Here is a 19,583-nt window from a genome sequence, read left to right on the forward strand (position 1 = left end):
GTGCCAATGGCGCTGCTCTACCCATCATGGTGACATTGCCTGCTGATTCGCCGAGAGCCGCGTCACGACGCTCATCTGACTGGGTTTCCAGCAAGGGACGTAACCTTTCCAGTTGGCTGGTGGTCAGCGTCATTAAGGGCCAGAGGCCCTCACAGCGCGTCAGCCCTGACGTATCAATCATGGCCGTGAGCAAATGTATGCTGCGGATCTGCTCATCTCCGGCGAGCGTGGCGGCAAGCCAGGCCTGTTTCAGCAGGGTCTGGAGAGAGGCAGAGAGCTCCGGTCGGCTGCGTACTGAACGTGGCTGTGCATCAAGCCAGCTCAGGAGTGACTGCCAGACGGCATCCATATCCCATTCATAGCGACGGGCAAGAACGGTCAGGTCACCTTCGCCCTGCTCCAGCAACTTTAACAGCCAGTGCTCCGGCGTGATTTCTGCATGCGCACGGGTCTGGCATAAAGAGGCTGCACCTTCCAGCGCTCTGGCGCAGTAAGGGTTAAGTCGTCGTAGCAGGACTGCTGAATGATGTTCCATGTCGTTCCCTCTTGTTCAGGCACGCTACCGCCCATGGCCGTTAACCGATGCCCATAAGGTTCATGCCGATAAATTGTGAGACTGCTCTGCAAAGCGTCCGTCTGGCAGGCGCTGTGCGGAGCAAAACAAAAATGGCGGACAGAGGGGATCTGTCCGCCAGGGTCTTACGCGGTGGTGCGTTCGTTCCAGGAATCGGAATGAATGATGTTGCCGTCTTTGTAGGTCCAGGTGATCTTTTCGTATCGCAGCTCGATCTGCTCAAGGTGATTATGCTTCTCGAAGGAGGCATCCTTGATGTCGTGCATTTTCGGTGCGACTTTCACCAGCTTGACGTTTTCCAGTTTGGTGTTGAAATATTCAACTTCCTGACCGGCGTCGTTGATTTTGTACCACTTAAACTCAGCAGATTTCAGGGTCTGGCCAGTGGTCACCGCTTTGTACAGATACGGGCTGGAAGAGTCGATTTCTTTGGTAAACAGGAACGGCGTGTGAATACGGGTTCCGGTCAGCTTGCCAGTGTTGTTATCAGTCGGGATGTACAGGTTATGTTCCTGAGCAACAACTTCGATGCTTCCTTCGCGATCTTTCACATCTACGGAACCCTTGATGTCAGCGCCACCATCGTCTTTCAGCCACAGATAAACCGGGATTGCCATGTTTACTTCTCCATTTCTTGAGTTGAAACGTCACGTACATCCTGTGACGCGTTTTTTGTGCCTGGCAGACGACAGGCGTCAGCCTGCGGTACCAGACTGATCTCGACACGCCGGTTATGCGAACGGCCATCAGGCGTGTCGTTTGATGCAATAGGTCGGCTGTCACCGTAACCCTGCACGGCAAAGCAACTTTCCGGTACGTCCCCGGTATCACGCATCCAGTTACGGACGGCCTCAGCCCGTTGTAAAGACAGGGTCTGGTTGAGCTGAACGCTACCGGTATTGTCTGTGTGGCCGCTGACCACGATAAGCCAGCCTGGTCTGGCTTTGATCCCGACCAGCGAGTTGACCAGCATTTTGGTGGAGCCCGGTTTCAGCACGGACTTACCGGAATCAAAGAGCGACATGCTGTCGAGACGAACAATTTTCGGTACTGATTTTGGTTCAGGGGCTGTTGGGGCTGTTGGTGGTGTCCATGTATCGATAGCCTGCTGCAAGGCCAGCCACAGGCGTTGCCCCGGGTAATAGCCCAGGCTGTAACGCAAAGGCTCACCCTGGCGCTGCCAGCGTTCAAGCAGGAGGGCATCCTGCTTCAGGGCGGCCAGTGATTCTGCCTTAGGGCGATAGTGGTTCATCGGGATTGCATTCCAGCGCTGCAAATCGGTACTCACCTGACGGATCAGGTCACGGTTATTGAGCGCAGAAATACCCAATGCGGTCAGTGCACACAGCCACATCAGCAGGATCAGGCGACGGGTACGCTGGCCCCCCTGCACAGTTGAAGCAAAAGGTGCCAGCAGCGGCAGAACCGCATCCGGAAACAAACTTGCCGGGGCAGTCTGCCCTGGTTTCCGGGTAAACCGCAGGCAGGTGCGGGTATATAGCCAGTCGGCCCAGACTGACTCTGTACAGGGAAGGACGGTACCGAGGCGCATTGCCACAGAGAATGCTCGTTCAGGAGGCGTTAACCGATCAGGCTTTTCCAGCTCTTCAGCCAGCGTATTACGGATAAAGGAAAATGCCTCGCTGACGGCTGGCAGTGCCAGGATATTGTCTTCCGCCTGCTGCCAGTCGATGAAAGCCTGCGGCGAATCATTTACCGGACAGACAATCGGCTTATCACCCCGAACGATTATCCAGGGCGTTTCTGGCCCGGAAAATTCTGCACTCAACACAACCGGTAGTGTGAAACCCGTCAGGGATGTAATCTGCTTACACTGCTGGCGCAGCGTTTTCAGTGCGGAACGAAGAACGGCTTCATCCTGATGATGGTCTGGCAGGCAGCGGTACATCACCGAAAGCTGACCAACCTGGCGCGGGAACTGCGTCTGGATACTGCGGACAACGTCAGTTAACCGGGTGACGTCACCCGCCCGCAGCCACCATCCCTGGGCTGTTTTACGCAGAGGACTCCCCTGAAATAACGCGTCCAGCATGTCACCGCACACCAGTACAACGGGACCCCGGACGTCGGGTAAAGGCAGTTCAGCGGCCGGGAGGGTAACGTCGGATGTGAGCTCTTCGCTCCGACAGTTTTTAAAAACAGTCCAGCCTGCCAGAACGAGGATCAGCAGCGTGGACAGACCGTTAAAAACGTTGCCTGTCGGGATGAAATACCACAGCAACCATAACAACGTGGCAACGGCTGCCAGGGCGTGCAGGACTACCGGAATGATGACTGATCTACGCATTAGCCATGCAGCTCCGGTATTTGTGCTGACAAGAGTGCCTGGAGCCAGAGATGGCCACCCCACCAGATAACGCCCGTAAGAATGACGGCGAGCGCTATCCAGAACCAGACTGAGCGCATCAGACTCCAGCGATGTTTACCCATCCGGTGAACAACCAGAGACAGGCCAGCATCAGGCGGAGAAACACGTTCAGAAAGAGTTTTCATTACCTCATCACGTTGCGACTGGCTGACCGCTTTCAGGCTGTATAACCCCTGAAAGCCCAGCGCTATCACCCGGTGATAGCAGGTTAAAACGGCCGGGTTCGGTGAGGGCTGACGCAGAATCTCTGCAATGCGATCCCATAGCGCCTCACCTGCCCGAAGTGAGCCAAAAAAACGGGCCTGAAGCGGCGCTTTACGCCAGGCCGCCTGGCCTTCATCCACTTTCAGCGCCTCACCTTCTTCGCTTTTTTCAGACTTACGGCTCATCACCGTTTCATCCAGCAGGGCACATTGTGCGTAGGAAATATGCTCCACACTGGCGTCGTCATAACCGGCACGCTCCAGCGCTTCCCGCACAGTTTCAACCTGTTTAACGCATTTGTTGTAAAGCGCAGTGCCATCAGGCGTGACGGCACCTTTTTTAAGCATGGTGACGGTAAGCCAGGTCTCCGCCATCAGCTGGTCGATATCGATATCCTGTCTCATGAGCGCAATACCGCAAACAGTTCAAGTTCCAGGGCGCCAAGTAGCTCAGGCACATAGAACATACATACCCCCTGCTCCTGCATTTCATGTGCAGCGGGACTTTCCATATCAAGGGCGAAGTACTGGTTTTCCATGCGTACAGGCAATGCTGCCGGGACCCTGCTCACCGGGATCAAAGGGATCCCCTTGAGTGCAGCACCGTAGATCTCGCGGACATCATCAGGTGAACCTGCCTGACAGAGTGCAGGGAATTTATCGGCGACCTGCCAGGCAGGGATATCCGAGCGAACAGAGAGATAAAGGTCAGCCTCTTCACGCAGGCGGATATCGTGGAGGCTGGCCTTCCAGGTCTGTCCGTCCGGTCGGGACATTTCCAGAGCAATGACCCGGGATGGCAGACTTGCTTCCAGCAGCTCTGTGACCAGGTCAAAGAGCGGAGGAAATGCACTGGCCGGTTCCTCGTGGTCATAGCCCGGTATGGCGTCAGGATCATGGTCCAGGGAAAAAGTCAGCATACTGCCTGCCAGACGAGCGAGCTCTGCCCACACCTGTTCTGGTGGACGGGAAGGAAAACGTTCGTATTCCGTCAGCACCCTGGCGTGAGAATTCAGCGCATTCAGCAACCAGAAAAGGGAAACATCGGCAACCGCGAAATCGGCAAGCCTTTCATTACTTTCCCGTCGCATGGTCATCAGTCGCTGACGTCGGGAACGTAGCTGGCGATTGAGCAGCACCAGACGTTCGCGAAGGACCGGGCTTGCCCCAAAAGATGCCACTGGAGGAATAAAAGATGGATCCTGTCGCCACGCATTTTGTCCATCCCGGATAAGCCTTGCTACCGGGCAGACGTTCCAGGAATCATTGCTTTCATGGGCAAACCGGATGGTGAAATTATACCGGGCAACGGCCATGGATTCTTCTTCAGAGCCAAAGGCATCCTGCAACGTCACCCATTCTTCGCGATAGCGAAGCGGACGATCCGGGGATATACCTTCCTGCTCAACGTTGGCAATACCCGGCTGCATGTGAGGCAGTGCGATGACAACGGTTACGGAATCGAGACCTGCCAGCTGGCTGGCATCTAACTCACGCGGCGCGGGAGGCAGATCGCTCCTTTGCGCATCAATAAGCGTTCCATCTTCCAGCCAGAGGCGTAACTGCGTAATCTGTATCAGACCGGACGACAGAAGACCGTCATTAAGTTCAATCTTTTCCACACCCCAGGGAAATGGGGATGCCAGTGCTGATGCACCGCGACTTCGAAAACACTCCCATTCAGCCTGCTGCTGGAACTGCTGAGGGGACAGTAAAGCCCCCTCGTTCCACAGTGGACGATAAATTTTCATCCCTGCTCCTGGCTTATGCTTTTGCTTTCGGCATCTGGGATACCAGCGACAGGCTGACGTCCATGCCTTCCACCTGGAAGTGCGGTACGGCGTACAGCTTCACGCGGAAGAAGCCCGGGTTGTCCTCGATGTCTTCAACGATGACTTTGGCATCGCGAAGCGGGTGTGAAGCCTGCAGGTCATCGCCCGGGTCGGTCATCTCGGTCACCAGACCTTTCACCCAGGTATTGAGCTCAAGCTCCAGCAGACGGCGGTCCTTGGTGGTGCCGATGTTTTCGCGCTGAATAATCTTCAGGTAGTGCGCAATACGCGACAGCAGGAAGATATACGGCAGACGGGCGTTGATGCGGCTGTTGGCGGTCGCATCAGCCGTGTCGTACAGGGCCGGCTTCTGGGTGGAGTTAGCGCTGAAGAAGCAGGCGTAGTCGCGGTTCTTGTAGTAGCTCAGCGGGATGAAGCCCAGATTCGCAAACTCAAACTCGCGGGTTTCCGGTATCATCACCTCTGACGGGATTTTCACCTGGCTGCCGGTGCCGAGGTCATACAGGTGGATGGGCAGGTCCTGAACGGCACCACCAGCCTGCGGGCCACGGATTTGTACGCACCAGCCGTTGTTAATGAAGCTCTTCACCATGTTGGCGGCAAAGGCAAACGAGGCGTTGGTCCACAGATACTTCTCGTGGTCAGGCCCTTTGACGTCCTCAACGTAGTTGAAGCTGCGAACCGGCACGGTATCAGGGCCGTACGGTAAACGTCCCAGCACGCGCGGCATCACCAGGCCGATATAGCGGGCATCGTCGGTTTCACGGAAGGATTTCCACTTGATGTACTCAGCACGGTCAAAGTAGTTACCGATATCCTTGATGGCCGCCACTTCTTCCATCGAATCCTTCAGGAAGAATGCCGGGCCGGCCGAGCCGATAAACGGCATGTGCGCGGCAGCAGCGACCTTCGAGATGTTGCGCAGCAGGGCAACGTCCTGCGCAGAGGCATCAAACTCGTACGCGGAAATCAGGGCCGCAACCGGCTCACCGCCCGGAGAATCGTATTCTGAAACGTACGTGTGCTGGTAGAGTCCGCTCTGGATAATCTCCGGCGCGTCCTCAAAATCCTGGCGCAGGTCGTTTTTGGACATATCCAGCAGCTCAACCTTCACGTTCTGGCGAAAATCGGTTTTATCCACCAGGGACTGCACGCCCCGCCACAGGCTTTCAACGGCCTGGAAGTCCGGGTGGTGCATCACCGCATCCAGCTGGCGGCTAATCTGGTAGTCCAGCTCCGCAATATGGTGGTCGATGAGGTTGCGGTCGAGCTTCTCCACTTTTGAGCCCGCTTTCGTCAGGCACTCCAGAAACACCTGCATGCCGGCGGTCAGACGTTCATCCGCGGTCGCCTCCGACATCGCCTGCGCGTCCTGCCAGATGTCCAGCGCGCTGAGCTCAGAAACCGGGGTCAGGCTGATTTTTTCAAACAGGGAGGCGTACACCCCGCCGGCGGAAGGACGGTCCAGGACAACGGTTTCGCCACCGGTATTCAATTCATTCTGTACAGACATGAGCATCTTCTCTTTGTTAATCCGTTACGTGCTGCGGGCGTTATGGCTGTTTCGGGGCAAGGGCGGAGAGTTCACCGCGCAGTTCAGCGCTCAGTGACGGGTCGAGGAGGATTTTTTCCAGCTCCCGGCGAAAGGCGGTGTTGTCCATCAGGTTGGCCTTCAGGTCGCGGAGCAGGCTGCGCATGGCAAGCATGGCTTTCAGCTGTGGAATTTGACGGGCGACCTGTTCCGGTTCGAAATCCTTCATGTCGCGAAAGGCGAGCGTAATCGCATCTTCGCTGCCGTCGCCGGCCAGGGTATTTTCCACCGCCATGCTGACTGACGGTGAGAATTCCGCCAGCACGCTGTTCATGTTATTTTTATTAATGTTGACCTTCTGGCGTTCAGAAAGGGGACGCTGTTCGGCACCGTTGCTGAAATCACCGGCAACCAGCAGCTTCAGGGGAAGTTCAACCTTCTTTTTAGCTGTTCCCGTATGCAGATCGAGCTTTATGTTGACCCGGGACTTTGGTATTTCTGACTGATAGCTCATTGTCTGTCCTCCGTTTGTTTTTTATTTACCTTGTTTCAGTCCAGACACCGGAAAAGGGCTGAACTGAAAATACATCAGCCAGAAATACGCCATTCGCGCAAACCTGTGACTCATGTTTTTTTTGAGGGTGGGGATATTGTCCCGTGGCATGCCGCATTAAAGCGATTACCAGACACGGGCAAAGACGGAACTGACAGCCTCGTCCACGTCATTACGAATTGTTACATCACATTTGACAAATATTCCGCAAGACCCTGGCGGTTCAGTCTCTGGCGCGAATAAATCAAAATTGTAAACACGATAGCCACGTGACAGGGCAAGGAGCGCGGTTGCTTTGCCTGTACCGCTGGAGCCACCGGTTACAATACAAATCTCAGACATGACGTCCCTTTCAGTTAAACTATATCAACAGATATAAAAGCATATCTTTACTGCCAGCAATAATCAGTTGCGCTGATTGCCCCTGAATGAAAGAGGCATTGCATAAGCTGAAAAAGGGATGGCGTTACAGCTTTCACAGCCCGACACAAAGATGCTTTTGATTTGGATTTTCACTCGCTCTCGCCGTAACGCCATCTGTATAAGTTTGCATAATTTATAATGCGATGTAAATGGACACCAGCCAAAAATAACCCGCCCCTTCGATGTGTAAAATCACACAAAAAAATAACCACCCAGACTATTTAAAACAGAAAACATATTTATTTTGATATAAAGAAGAACCAAAAATAAATATTGTTATTTTTATTTAATCTGATATTGGTTTTGCAGCAGGCAATGTACTGCATGCAGGGATGGATTAACTCAACGTCATTTTCGCTGTCGCGGGAATATACCGGCAGAGTATCGGCAAAGGATCACAGGCACAGGACAAGGAACCAGCAATGAAGCCATACAGTGAATTCAGCCGCCTGGCAGAACAGGCGGTCAATGCGGAACGAGAAGGGAATTACGACGATGCCGCGCTGTTCTGGCAGGATGCATCAACGGCAGCGCGGTTCAGGGTTAATCTGGAGTGGGCGCAGGCACGTAAGGCATACTGCGAACAGCGCTGTGTTCGTGGCTCAGCACCAGAAAAAATCTGAGGAGAATACCGTCATGGCTGATATTGCAGATGAGGCACAGGGCGCGGAAGAACAGCTCATCGCGCAGGGTTTAACCTCCATTCGCGCGCAGCTTGCATCTTCTGGCACTGAAGAGTGCCGGATTTGTGGCGTCAGCATACCTGAACGCCGTCGCCAGCTGCTTCCCGGCGTCAGTACCTGCGTGGAATGCCAGGAGCGCAGGGAGTTTTATCAGAAAGTCGGCTCCGTCCGCGTTGCTGATAACGACGCAGACTGAGCCGTAAGCGACATTATCCGGCCTTCGTTTTGCCACATGCGCAGCCACTTAAAAATGAGGTTGTGAGCAACCCCGTTTTCTCTCGCGATTTTTGCGACATTGGCTCCGGGGTGAGAAGCCAGTTCAACGATACGAAGTTTAAAGTCGTTGGAATAGACTGTGCGTGATTCAGTTCACCAGTCGGCAGTGTTTTCCATGAATAGAGCTCCATCTGGTTTAGAAGGAGCTCTAACCTAACGATCCCGGAACCAGAATCACAGGCGGCAGTAGCTTGACGCTTACCAGAGTTCAGACTGTTGCGCGCGTCTTCACAGCATTCACTCAGCTGCGGGCAGGCACGCCCTGCGGTTTACCGCGCGCTCACGGGTACGGTCAACAAAGCGCTTCAGGTACCGTCTGATGACGGCTTAAGGATAATGCGCTCAGGCTCTGCGACCTCAGACAGCAGGGCAAATGCCGACAGGGTATCGCGCACCACATCGGGCTCACCGGTGGTCATGAACGTGACCGGTCCCAGCAGCCTGCCTGCGTCCGAGAACTGGCGCACCAGCTCTGATTTGCGGACCAGCAGGGCCCGCTCCACGGCATACTCATCACGAAGATTATCCCGCCGCCATTCCTTATCCGTTACCACCGCATTTACCCAGCCCTGCGATTTAAGCCGGTCAATGGCAAACGTCAGGCGGTGCAGTTCAGACTGCGCCTGCACCGGCCCATCGCTGGCGGCAAGCACGCCCTCCAGGCGCTGCTGAAGCTGCGCGCCCGCCCCCTTCTGTCGCCCGCACCGTAGCAGGTCCTCAATATCATCGGCGATGGCGCGGGAAAAGCGTTTCTGCCGCTGAGCTGATCCAAGCCAGCGCATCAGGAAGGCGTGCGCCATCAGCGGGGACAGCGCCTGACCGTCTAGCTGTGCAAGCCTGAGGGCCACAAGCGCACACCAGGCCAGATGCCCCAGCGCGGCCAGGGTTTCTTCTGCAGTAAATGTGTTGTTCTGTTTCATGGTGCCGGAGTATAAACGGAGGGATAAAAGATGAAAGAGTGTTTTTCTGAAATTACCGCACGAGTACTGAATAAGGCACCCGATTTGACGCATGTTAAACCCGTCTGATGTGCAACAGACCGTTATCTTCTTGCTCTGCAGCCTGGTTCGCTCGCTTCAATCCGCTCCAGGCTGCATTTACCGTTATGCGATAAACATTTCGTATCGCTCTCTGGTGGATTTACCGACGCCTTCAGTTTCAGTCATCACTGCAGATCGAGTGCTTCGTTAAGATACAGGGGGCTTTTAAGACACTCCCCCCAAATGCCTGGCAACCGCTTGTTGATCCAGTGCTCCTTTAACAGGAAGCAATCGTTACTATCCTGACGACTCTCCTCCACGAGATTCTGGATGGTAGCCTCATCCAGTCCGAAGCAATTCAGCAAATTGACTAAACGGTAATCTCTAAAATCCACGCCATCTTTTTCATCAGCAAGCAACTTTTGTCGTATTTTTTCGCCGGTCGCCAGATACCAGCGAAAGCCACGCTCCGGCAGGGAGATCTTCTCAGGCAACATCTTTTTCAGTTCTGTCACAAAATTTTCACATTCTTCAGTTATGCGATTATTCAGTACAGGGAGCAAAGCAGTGTACAGATGCTGGCGTTCTTCCACCTGGGATAAAACCAGGGGAACGAGATAATCCCTGGCATGCTTTCGTATATCCTCGTAAGACTGTTTTACCGTGGTTGCCCTGAGCAGTGGTTTTCCATCATCCTCCCCTCCTGTTTTATTTTTCTCGGAACAATACTTCTCCGCCTTGTTTAATATAGATCCTTTTACCTCAGATGCGTTAATCCAGAGCCAGTGAGAATAACGCGCTCCGCGCAGGATTGTGCTGGCGGCCAGGTAGCACTTATTTTTCTTTGCCTGCAAAAGAATAAAATTACATCTCCTGACCTCATCAAGAGACTGCTGTAACATTTGATATTGATAGTTTACTTCCATTCTTCCGGGGGATATCTTAGCACGAAGCCTTTCCCTCAACTCTAGCAAAAAAAACCTTTCACAACCGTCTTTATATAACCCCTTAATGCCTTCATATTCAAGATGAACCTTTAAAACATCCTTGCCTTTTAAATATTCTTCTATGTGATTCATTCCTGCTATATTATTGCTGGCGACGGAAGGTGACTCTTCAAATAACTCAGGCCCACCAACGAGCATATGCCATTCCGGTATAGCGCTAAATGACATAGACGTCGCTTGAGATAGCAAAATTGTTTTATCTGCCGCGGCTTTTAAAATTTCATCGTTGAGTCCGGAAACAAGATCCGGGCGATATACCAGGTCATCAGCGTTAAAGTTTTCAGGCCATTTATTTTCGCCATTTTTTTTAACGATGTAATCCGTAATCAATTTCATACGGAAATCTTCAAAAACCTTGTCATTTTCGATAAATGAGAGTGCATTTTCTATCGACTCCATTAAACTTTCGTGATTAAGAACTAAAAAAATAATTTTCGAATGCGGATAACCTAATCTTAATGCATTCAGGTTGCGCCACGAGAACTGACACTCCTTCAGAATGTCGGGAATGACCTCACTTATCACCTTATTTCTTGTCGGTTCATACCGTATCCCTCGCTCTGGGTCAGGATTATTCTTGCAGTAGGACGACATATCATCCGTGTAGTCTTGCATTGTTTTATTTTCGTCAAGAGCTTCAAAAAAATGCGACAGAACCCCATCCAGGACTATATGGCGATGTAAATGCCTGCCCGAAAAAGGGGAAATCCCATCAGGGTGGTTTTTATAAAATTCAGTAACAAGACGGTTTTTCATAACCCGATTTACAACGTCAATAAGCTCCTTCAGACACCTGCCGCCTGCATCATCACACTTTATTCTCTCTGTCACCAGAACAAGCTGTAACCATTCAGAACACACTGCACGCAGATAGTCGGCGAAGCGGTTTTGACTGACGATCAGGGGGCTTTTGGCTACTTTTTGAGCAATCAGTTCAACAGACATGGAATATCTCTTTTTTTAAATGGGGGGTTAAAAAATCCTTTTTTTGTGGATTTGCATACGCCACAAAAAAAAGAATATACCTATTTTCAACATCAGACTGTAAATGAATACCGGGCCGGAAGTACAGTATTCAAAAAAAGACAAAAAGAGCAAAAAAAAATATCAGTTATCTGATTTTAATATTCATACCCCATGCAAAATCCTGGCCACCTAAAAAAAATAACCGCTTGAATTAAAAAGGAAGTTCAGGAAAGATTGCCCCACTCAGGTCCCGCGACCGGAATCAGGAGTAATGGAGACGTGTCCGCACTGAAGGCGCACACAGACACAATATGAAATTAAATTTAACGTTCCGTACAACTTAAAACAGGAGGAAGCAACATGTTAACCAGACCAGAGAACACGCATTCGAGAAATTCAGCCCTGAACGATGCTGCCGTTCAGACTGACTTCGCTCCGCATGGCGGTAAAACCCAGCCGGCTAAAACAGACAACGCGCCTGAAACGACTGGCTCAGGCTCCCGAAATGCCTGTTATCCGCGTTTCAATAAAGGTGACGCGTTTATGACCATGAAGGAGGTTATGGTGCTTACAGGTACCAGCGACAAGTTCATATATGCGCAGATCCAGAAGGGTCTGTTCCCTAAACCGCTTAAGTTTGGAAGGGCTTCCCGCTGGATACTCAGCGAGGTGTACGAGTATATCAACGGGCGTGCAACATCAGGCAGTAGCCCGAAAACGTAACGTCATCGCCCGTATTTTGATTGTCATCATTCTGGCACATAAAAGGGAAACCGGAAAAGCACTGATTCCTGGCGACCGAATAAAGCCTCAGCAGGCTGACGCCATCCAGCGGCATAAATAAAAATGATAAACAGAAGGAGAAAAGGTTAATAGCAGGACATTTTATTTAATGCTTCAGCAGTTATCTTTCTTAAAAACAGAAATAAATATTCTCTGAATGAACCGCTGCGCCTTTTTTATAGCGGGCGCATCATTCACGCTCTTTTAAAATATGGAAACCCATCATGTATAATTATCCTGTTATGCATACGGGCACGCATTCTGCATACCCCTCAATGAATGCGGGTCCTGACACCCCCCAACCTTTCCCGTTAGATTCCTGCCCTGTGGCTATTACGCAGGCAATTGAAAGTGTATGCAAAGACAAAAACGTTGCACCAGAGATAGTAGTCAGCGTTTATCTTGCTGCAGCTTCACTTACATGTCTCCCGCTTGTTGAGGTTATACCGCTACACACAAATGTACCTGAACCTGTGGTGCTGGATTATATTATCATCGCGGACTCCGGCGCGGGAAAATCCACGGTCTTTAAACCTGTCATGAAAGTTTTCACGGACTTTGCATCAAAATGTAATGATATCTATCAGGAGGAAATGAAACGCTATAACGGTGAAAAGAGCGTATGGGATGAAATAACACGGGGACTGAAAAAAAATCTCAGGGAGGCCACGGGAAATTATGGCGACAGGGAAAAGGAGGAAAGAGCGCTTGTAGAACATATGGCAAAGGAACCGCGTAAGCCGAAGAAGTTCAAGTTTATCTATCAGGACTTCAGCAGGGCCGGGCTCATCAGCCAGCTTGAAGATAACCCTGAAGCTGCCATTTTCCTTGAAGAAGCCAGCACATTTTTCGCCTCGCCCGCAAAAGATGATCCGGCACTTCTCACGCTTGGGTGGGATGCGTCTCCCTTTTGCTATGTTCGTAAGGGAGTGGATTATGAGTTCACGCCCCGCCTGATGTTTTGCATGCTGACTCAGCCAGATCTGTTCAACAGCTATCTGCTCAAAAACCCTGATTCGGCAAGAGGTAGCGGCTTCCTGGCCCGTACCCTGATAAGCTGCACTCATGAGCTTACAGGCAACACCATCAATAACGCCCCCCTCAGACGCCTAGTCAGCGAGGCCAGCGCCTGGCGGTTCACTTCTCCGGTCGACACGTTCAACAACAGGGTAACAGAGCTGCTGGAGGAGGCCAGAAAACGTTTTTATTGTGGTATGACCGATAAGCAGCAACTGAAGCTGTCTCCTCATGCGGCGGCTTTTATGGCCACCAGACGGGCAGAAATGCAACAAAAAATCGCACACGGAGGACCATGGGAACATATTGCTGATATTGCTCTTAAATCAGGCTCAAACGCCTTAAGACTCGCTGCCGTCTTCCATTACTTTAGCGGCAATCGTTCTGAGGAGATATCAGAGAATAACATTAAGTGCGCGCACAACGTTATTGAGTGGTATATCGCGCAAAGCAGCAAATTATTCTGGAAAAACTCCAGGCGTTATCAATTCGAACGGAATGTACTGGAGGCTTATCAGTGGATATACAATAAAATGTTGCAGAGAAATTTCCCCCTCATACTCAAATCAGAAATTCAGACTTCCGGACCGAGGAATAAATCCATTAATCTTCGTCTGGCAGACAATCTTAATCCCATTCTGACGCAGCTTATCTGGCAGAAGAGAATCATGGCTTTCGAGTCCACACGTGGAGGACCGATCTATATCGCGATTAAACACCCGGACCTGGACTGGTGCCTGAACCAACAGTTCCCTGAAGGTTACACCTTTTTTAAACCACCTCTTCTGGATGGCATGACGTATTTTTATTTACCTGAACTGATTTTTTGAGCCGGCCCATACCTGCATAGATATGCAAAATACTTTATTCTTACCCGACAGTTCCTCTGTGTGTTTTTTCACCACGAAAAATCGACGAGTGTTCTGCGATACGTCATTTCTGCTAATGGTTAGCAGAAATGGCAGGGTTATCTGTGCCGTCATGTAATAACCTGCTTAAACTTCGTCCAGAATGGCGATAATCAGGAAAAAAGTCAGCGCAGGAACCGCGACGCGAAGAAAGCATAACTAGGTACGACAATGAGCACTAAATGCATAAAAAAGCCCCGGGCAGTCATGGCTGTCCGGGGGCCTTATGCGCCAGTCACGACCCGAAAGGTTTTTACAAATATGGCATACGAGCCTTCATTAACCGTTAAGGAATGAATATTTGAATTAATTAAAGCTAGGTGTCTTGTTATTCATTTAACCCATTTATCAGTATCTTATTATAACCATTTACTCACTTCATTATGACTCAATGTGACAGAAGTAATTGTAAGAGAGAAATCATCTTTCACACACCTGCCGGTAAAGCAGGTTTGTGTGAAGAACATTACAGGACATACGTTACCAATAAAGAAAAAAGAGAAAGGAGGTTACTGCTCTGCTGCAAGTATTGCAGTAATTCACTATCGCATACCCGCAATCAAAAATACTGCAATACCGAATGCCGACAGAAAGGTGCGTGTAAATTAATTTCAGCATCAGGTCAGAGCATTCTGTCATCATCCTACTGGCGACATATTGAGAACGCCGTCAGTCGCAATCCACTGTTATTAGGCTCCGTATCGGGGCCGGAGGATATCATGAATATTTACGAGTTGTACAAGCTGAAAGCAAAACATCAGCGTAGCTATGCGGTCGCTGTATACGAAGGGTCTCAGCGCAAATATAAACCGAAAGCGCTGCTTAATCTGGAAGCGGCTCATCTGTACCCGAATGGAAAGGGAGGGGCGAACAGCCCTGAGAATCTGATGATTGTACCAGCCCTGATTAACCGTCGTAACGGAGATGCGCTCCCGTATCAGCATAACGGTTTAGCTGGCATCCAGGCCTCAGGGGAACCTTATCCGATGGAAGGGGGGATGTACGAGGCGATGGTTGAGCGGTTTGGTCTGTCAGAGGTCAGGGAGGCGCTGGGCAGATTACGCCCGACAAAACGGTTCAGAGGGAACGCAGGCAGGAATGTGTCGTTAAAATCCCTCAACCGCGAACAGCCGATTATGTTGCTCCTTCGCTTCGAGCTGATACGTATAAAGCTCAGGAGCGACTCGTCCCGCATAACAGACTTACAACGGCTGGCGAACTTTGAGTACCCGCTTTATGTGGAGCTGCTCGCTATCGTGATTTTTCATGCGATCCTGGCGGGCGATCCCGATCGTCTGCTGGCGCGTATAAAGCGGATATTAAATCCCTTCAACAAGCGGTACTCAATGGAACGCGTCTTCATCATCATGTTCGCCCTTACTGGCAAGTACCTGTGGCGATACTTCGGGCTGAATATTGCCAGCAGGCACGAGATGGTGAACTTCTATAACAGCTTTTACTCGGTGAAGGTGCTGGAGGAGTGTCTCTTCAGCGATGATACGGTCTATTGCTACAGCTACAGCGGAGGAAATATCCGTAAGGAAAAGACCTGTTTTGTCGTTCCGGCTAACATCCTGAAACGCTTAATGTAAAAACAGGCATGTGATGTAACCCGTCGGGGAAGCGCGATGGCCTCTTCCCCGGTTTTCACCTTCCCTTCTCCGTACCGTTCAGGTCTCACCGCAGGCTCACGAACAACCCGTTTTTGTCTCTGTGAGCCTTTACCGGCACGGAATGTTCTCATCCTTGCCTCAGCAATGGCGCATCGCCTGCGCGTGGCTCAGCATCAGCTCAGTAACGACTCACTTAACGGAGTGAAATAATGCGTATTTTTATCGACGATGGTTCAACCAATATCAAGGTACTCTGGGAACACCAGGGCCGGACGCACACCCACGTCAGCCCCAACAGCTTCAGGCGCGAATGGTGCGCAACGCTCGGCACAGGGAAGGCATTCAACTACATCGCGGGTGGTGAGCGGTATTCATTTGACCGGATCTCACCGGATACGCTGCCGACGAATCACATCGAATGGCAGTACAGTCCGCTTAACGCCGTGGCGGTGCATCACGCCCTGCTGACGAGCGGCCTGATGCCTCAGGAGGTCGAGATTGTGGTCACCCTGCCGCTCAGTGAGTTTTACGATGAACACGCCCAGGTTCGCACTGAGAACATCGACCGCAAGAAGAAAAGCCTGCGTCAGGCCGTTGAACTTGATAAGGGCAAGGTATTTACGATTTCCCGCGTCATCGTCCGGCCTGAGTCCATTCCCGCCGGCATCGGGCTGTGCGATAAGCTCTTACCCACGCATTCCGTGCTGATTATTGACCTGGGCGGAACCACGCTGGATATCGCGATGGTTGCAGGCCAGATGTCATCCATCTCGCGTATCCAGGGCTACCCTGATCTCGGGATATCGCTGGTCACCGATGCGGTTGGGCAGGCGCTACGAAGAACCCATATGGAGACCTCACGTTACAATATGGATCAGCTCATCATCAACCGTCACGACGACGTTTTTATGAAAAACAACATCAACGATCCCGGGGCAGTTGAGGAGGTCAGACAGGCTATCCGGCAGGGTATCGAACGTCTCTGCGACCGGGTCATTGAGATCATCGACAGGTTTAAAGGATACACGCATGTGACGGTAGCGGGTGGAGGCGCATTCCTGGTGGCCGACGCCATCCGCGATCACGTGAACCTGCGCAACGATCGTTTTTATGTCGCTGACGATCCTCAGCTCGCGCTGGTGCATGGTCTTCTGGCGCTGGGGTAAGGGAGTATTGCCGATGAACCGCAGAAAAGTGCTGATTTACCTGCGCCCGGAGACGCATGCAGGTGAACGCGTTGCTGACAGCTACCTTGATGCATGCCCGCGTGGCGATCGCAGCGAACAGGCCAGAACGGCGTTGCTGGCAGGCATTGCGCTGGGGCAGATCGACGCCAGGCTGCCCCCGTTACTGGCCGCACTGCTGGCGGACGATACCGGTGCAGAAACCCTGCTGAGGATGCTCACGTCGTTTCTGAACGTGCCTGCGGCGATCCCGGCCCCTGGGGTACCGCTTGAGCAGCCGTCACCGGTAAGCAAGTCGGCCACAAACCTTGCCGGGATGCTGCCGGGGTAGTTGAACACCGTTGCAAAACGGCATAAAGAGGACACTCAGCCCCACAGGGCCGGGAGTCCTCTTTTCGTTCATGAGTGTCAAACGCAAGCTGCAGAAGCACTCTGGTGCGTTAACGCCAGAACGAACGTTGCAGCACGGCTATCACCACATTTCCGGTGCGTAGCGGATGGATGGCTGGTTTTGTGCTCAGGGGGCAAGCGGTGCCATTTTTTCACAGGCTTCATCGCTGTTCTGCCATTTACTGCCTGTCATATTCTCGCCTTCAGAAATTATCAGTGATGGCATCCTGCCCCCCCCCTTCTTATATAGGTTTTAAACCTCTGTCAGTTGCTGTTTTCGTCTGAAGTTTTCGTCATTGCTAACATAATCAATCATATCCATAATTATCCCAGAAATTTTCATCACATCATCTGGCGATTCAATTGTTAATTTTTGATTGACAAAGTCAAGGCGCGCTCTTTTTATCTCATTGCTCTGAGTTTCATTAAGTTCAACCGGGAAAGTAATATATGATGATGATTTGTCGTGAAATCTGCAGATCCAACGATTTGTTTTCCCGTCCAGCAAAATGCCAAAATAAGATTCCGTATCCTTATACTGAATATCAAAATTATCACCGGCAATTTTTTTAACAATGTTAAATAGATCAAGTTCTTTTTTTGTCGTGACAATGTTTTGATTTTCAGGATTAACGATTGGGCCATTTGCATCTTCTTGAGGCGCACTCTCATTGTGCGTGCTATTGCTGATAGCGTCAGTATTGGACAGGCCCTGAACAACCATGGCACTCACAGACTTCTCTACTGCCTGCTTGACAATAGGCGTTATGGAGTCAAGAAATCGCTGATTTAACTGTCTCTCTATGTTTGATCTTGAAGCTACATATCTTACAAATTCCTGGTCTGCATCCCGTAGACTCATGCTTATCACCCTTGTGAACTCAGAAAGAAATACGCTCTCTTCGGCAAGAGTTCTAAGGGTTTCAGGCTTGAAAGTATCGTATCTAAACCTGTACAGCTGCCGGATATCGGAGTCTGTTATTTTGTCCATCCTTACTTTCAGGAATGGGGTTGGGTCCATAATATTTTTCTGCTTCAAATCTGTGAAAAAACGCCATTCAACGCCATTTGTTATTGCTGAAACGGTAACTTCAGGAGTGGAATTGAAATACCTTGAAAGTTGAGGGCAGTGGTTATCGAGCTTTTCTGAGAATGATTTTGCCTCAATAAACATAACGGGGACGTCATTGCAAAATAATGCATAATCGACACGCTCATTGGCCTTTACTCCTGGGAAGTCTGCGTAATATTCGGCTTTAACTTTTGTTGGGTCATAAGGCGTAAAGCCTAAAACATCAAGAAATGGCATTATTAACGCTTGCTTGGTTGTTTCTTCGGTTGTGCAGAATGCCCCCATGTTTTTAACATGATCAGCGTGTAATGAAATTCTGTTTTTAAAATTTTCCATCGTCTTTCCTTTATTATTCCATGATAAAGCATAAAGATTACTTTTTTTTGTTTGCTATACTTTTTAACCGACTTATATCTGCTTCCATATTCATGATTTTTTCAGATAAGGTTTCTATGTTCGATTGTTTTTTTGTTTCGAATTCAGAAACCCAATATTGCAGGGCTTCTACCATCTCCGCATTTGCTGAGCGTCCTTTATTTCTAGCAATAAAAGTGATACTTTCTTTGAGGCTTAAAGGTATTCTCAAATTTACTTGAGGGTTCCTGTATTTTCTTTCTGACATTCGTACCTCCTTGTCGGCAAACAGAATGCTATGTAGGTATCATTCTGCTATCAATGCGTACCAGAGTGATACGTACCTTAGGTGTGTGTGGGTTCTGTTTTACCTTTTTCTCTAAAAGTGTTTTTTTTCAAATGGTTGGTCTTTTAACCTTTAATAAATTGATTTACTTTATTAAAAATAATTTACAATCTATTAATATGATATGCCGGGCATGCGGTAAGCATATGACGGTCTGTCCGGTATCTAAAATGACGACAAATGGCTTTGACATTCAATGGAAGAGGTAGAGTTGAACACCGTTGCAAAACGGCATAAAGAGGACACTCAGCCCCACAGGGCCGGGAGTCCTCTTTTCGTTCATGAGTGTCAAACGCTAGCCGCGTAAGCACTCTGGTGCGTTAACGCCAGAACGAACGTTGCAGCGGTAGAGCGTGTATGGCTAACGAATCGTTGGGATATCGCTTTTCCGCTCCCTTCAAAGGCTCTTTTGAAATGACGTGCATCTTGTGGTCGTTCTATCCGTTTATAATTTGTGAATGATGAATTTGCATTTCACCATTTCGCAAAACTCCCTGCTTAACCTGAACAGAGTGGGCATAGAGTCCTTATGGGTCGT

18 protein-coding genes and 1 pseudogene are annotated in these 19,583 nt (G+C 50.4%); 7 read left to right on the forward strand and 12 right to left on the reverse strand.

The window, feature by feature from the left end:
• The 7 genes from OVA10_RS22970 to tssB all read right to left on the reverse strand — a co-directional run.
• Positions 1–535: Clp protease N-terminal domain-containing protein (locus OVA10_RS22970; RefSeq protein WP_326493407.1), on the reverse strand; the 535-nt coding region annotated here is incomplete at its 3' end.
• Positions 536–699: 164 nt separating this feature from the next.
• Complete coding sequence (locus OVA10_RS22975) at positions 700–1,191, reverse strand: Hcp family type VI secretion system effector (protein ID WP_021241774.1); 492 nt, start codon at positions 1,189–1,191, stop codon at positions 700–702.
• 2 nt (positions 1,192–1,193) lie between these two features.
• Positions 1,194–2,882, reverse strand: coding sequence for an OmpA family protein (locus OVA10_RS22980; protein ID WP_268196947.1), 1,689 nt, complete (start codon positions 2,880–2,882; stop codon positions 1,194–1,196).
• Positions 2,882–3,571 (reverse strand): type VI secretion system protein TssL, short form, encoded by a 690-nt coding sequence (gene tssL, locus OVA10_RS22985; RefSeq protein WP_268196948.1) that lies wholly within the window; start codon positions 3,569–3,571, stop codon positions 2,882–2,884. The genes OVA10_RS22980 and tssL overlap by 1 nt, the downstream gene beginning before the upstream one ends.
• Positions 3,568–4,917 carry a type VI secretion system baseplate subunit TssK gene (gene tssK / locus OVA10_RS22990; protein ID WP_268196949.1) on the reverse strand — a complete coding sequence of 450 codons (1,350 nt, stop codon included), beginning with the start codon at positions 4,915–4,917 and terminating at the stop codon, positions 3,568–3,570. Before tssK ends, tssL begins: the two co-directional genes overlap by 4 nt.
• 13 nt (positions 4,918–4,930) lie before the next feature.
• Positions 4,931–6,478, reverse strand: coding sequence for a type VI secretion system contractile sheath large subunit (gene tssC, locus OVA10_RS22995; RefSeq protein WP_268196950.1), 1,548 nt, complete (start codon positions 6,476–6,478; stop codon positions 4,931–4,933).
• 34 nt (positions 6,479–6,512) lie between these two features.
• Positions 6,513–7,004 carry a type VI secretion system contractile sheath small subunit gene (gene tssB / locus OVA10_RS23000; protein ID WP_050862708.1) on the reverse strand — a complete coding sequence of 164 codons (492 nt, stop codon included), beginning with the start codon at positions 7,002–7,004 and terminating at the stop codon, positions 6,513–6,515.
• Between the two features lie 884 nt (positions 7,005–7,888).
• Here tssB and OVA10_RS23005 point away from each other — a divergent pair.
• Positions 7,889–8,089 carry an ANR family transcriptional regulator gene (locus tag OVA10_RS23005; protein WP_174341242.1) on the forward strand — a complete coding sequence of 67 codons (201 nt, stop codon included), beginning with the start codon at positions 7,889–7,891 and terminating at the stop codon, positions 8,087–8,089.
• Positions 8,090–8,102: 13 nt separating this feature from the next.
• On the forward strand, positions 8,103–8,345 hold the full coding sequence (locus OVA10_RS23010; protein WP_174341243.1) for a TraR/DksA C4-type zinc finger protein: 243 nt from the start codon (positions 8,103–8,105) through the stop codon (positions 8,343–8,345).
• Positions 8,346–8,359: 14 nt separating this feature from the next.
• Here the strand turns inward: OVA10_RS23010 and OVA10_RS23015 are convergent.
• The 3 genes and pseudogenes from OVA10_RS23015 to OVA10_RS23025 form a co-directional block, all read right to left on the reverse strand.
• A pseudogene (locus OVA10_RS23015) lies at positions 8,360–8,542 on the reverse strand (transposase); the annotation flags it as partial.
• Between the two features lie 188 nt (positions 8,543–8,730).
• A complete protein-coding gene (locus tag OVA10_RS23020) occupies positions 8,731–9,345 on the reverse strand; it encodes a DUF2913 family protein (protein ID WP_268196951.1) in 615 nt (204 codons plus the stop codon).
• A 245-nt stretch (positions 9,346–9,590) separates the two neighbouring features.
• A complete protein-coding gene (locus tag OVA10_RS23025) occupies positions 9,591–11,357 on the reverse strand; it encodes a hypothetical protein (RefSeq protein ID WP_268196952.1) in 1,767 nt (588 codons plus the stop codon).
• A gap of 381 nt (positions 11,358–11,738) precedes the next feature.
• On the opposite strand from OVA10_RS23025, the gene OVA10_RS26075 reads away from it, so the two are divergent.
• The 5 genes from OVA10_RS26075 (at position 11,739) to OVA10_RS23050 (ending at position 17,214) form a co-directional block, all read left to right on the forward strand.
• A complete protein-coding gene (locus OVA10_RS26075) occupies positions 11,739–12,101 on the forward strand; it encodes a helix-turn-helix transcriptional regulator (RefSeq protein WP_320338175.1) in 363 nt (120 codons plus the stop codon).
• A gap of 284 nt (positions 12,102–12,385) precedes the next feature.
• On the forward strand, positions 12,386–14,008 hold the full coding sequence (locus OVA10_RS23035; protein ID WP_268196953.1) for a YfjI family protein: 1,623 nt from the start codon (positions 12,386–12,388) through the stop codon (positions 14,006–14,008).
• 797 nt (positions 14,009–14,805) lie between these two features.
• Positions 14,806–15,678: a hypothetical protein gene (locus OVA10_RS23040; RefSeq protein WP_268196954.1), complete on the forward strand. Its 873-nt coding sequence runs from the start codon at positions 14,806–14,808 to the stop codon at positions 15,676–15,678.
• Positions 15,679–15,908: 230 nt separating this feature from the next.
• On the forward strand, positions 15,909–16,865 hold the full coding sequence (gene parM, locus OVA10_RS23045) for a plasmid segregation protein ParM domain-containing protein (RefSeq protein WP_202665873.1): 957 nt from the start codon (positions 15,909–15,911) through the stop codon (positions 16,863–16,865).
• A 7-nt stretch (positions 16,866–16,872) separates the two neighbouring features.
• The gene (locus OVA10_RS23050; protein ID WP_202665881.1) at positions 16,873–17,214 is read left to right on the forward strand and encodes a plasmid partitioning/stability family protein; all 342 of its coding nucleotides are present in this window, start codon (positions 16,873–16,875) and stop codon (positions 17,212–17,214) included.
• Positions 17,215–17,526: 312 nt separating this feature from the next.
• On the opposite strand, the gene OVA10_RS23055 is transcribed toward OVA10_RS23050, so the two are convergent.
• Positions 17,527–18,681 (reverse strand): type I restriction endonuclease, encoded by a 1,155-nt coding sequence (locus tag OVA10_RS23055; RefSeq protein WP_202783702.1) that lies wholly within the window; start codon positions 18,679–18,681, stop codon positions 17,527–17,529.
• A 37-nt stretch (positions 18,682–18,718) separates the two neighbouring features.
• The gene (locus tag OVA10_RS23060; RefSeq protein WP_268196955.1) at positions 18,719–18,967 is read right to left on the reverse strand and encodes an Arc family DNA-binding protein; all 249 of its coding nucleotides are present in this window, start codon (positions 18,965–18,967) and stop codon (positions 18,719–18,721) included.
• Positions 18,968–19,583 lie beyond the last annotated feature (616 nt).

This window comes from Lelliottia sp. SL45, assembly GCF_026672535.1.
Lineage (GTDB): Bacteria > Pseudomonadota > Gammaproteobacteria > Enterobacterales > Enterobacteriaceae > Enterobacter > Enterobacter nimipressuralis.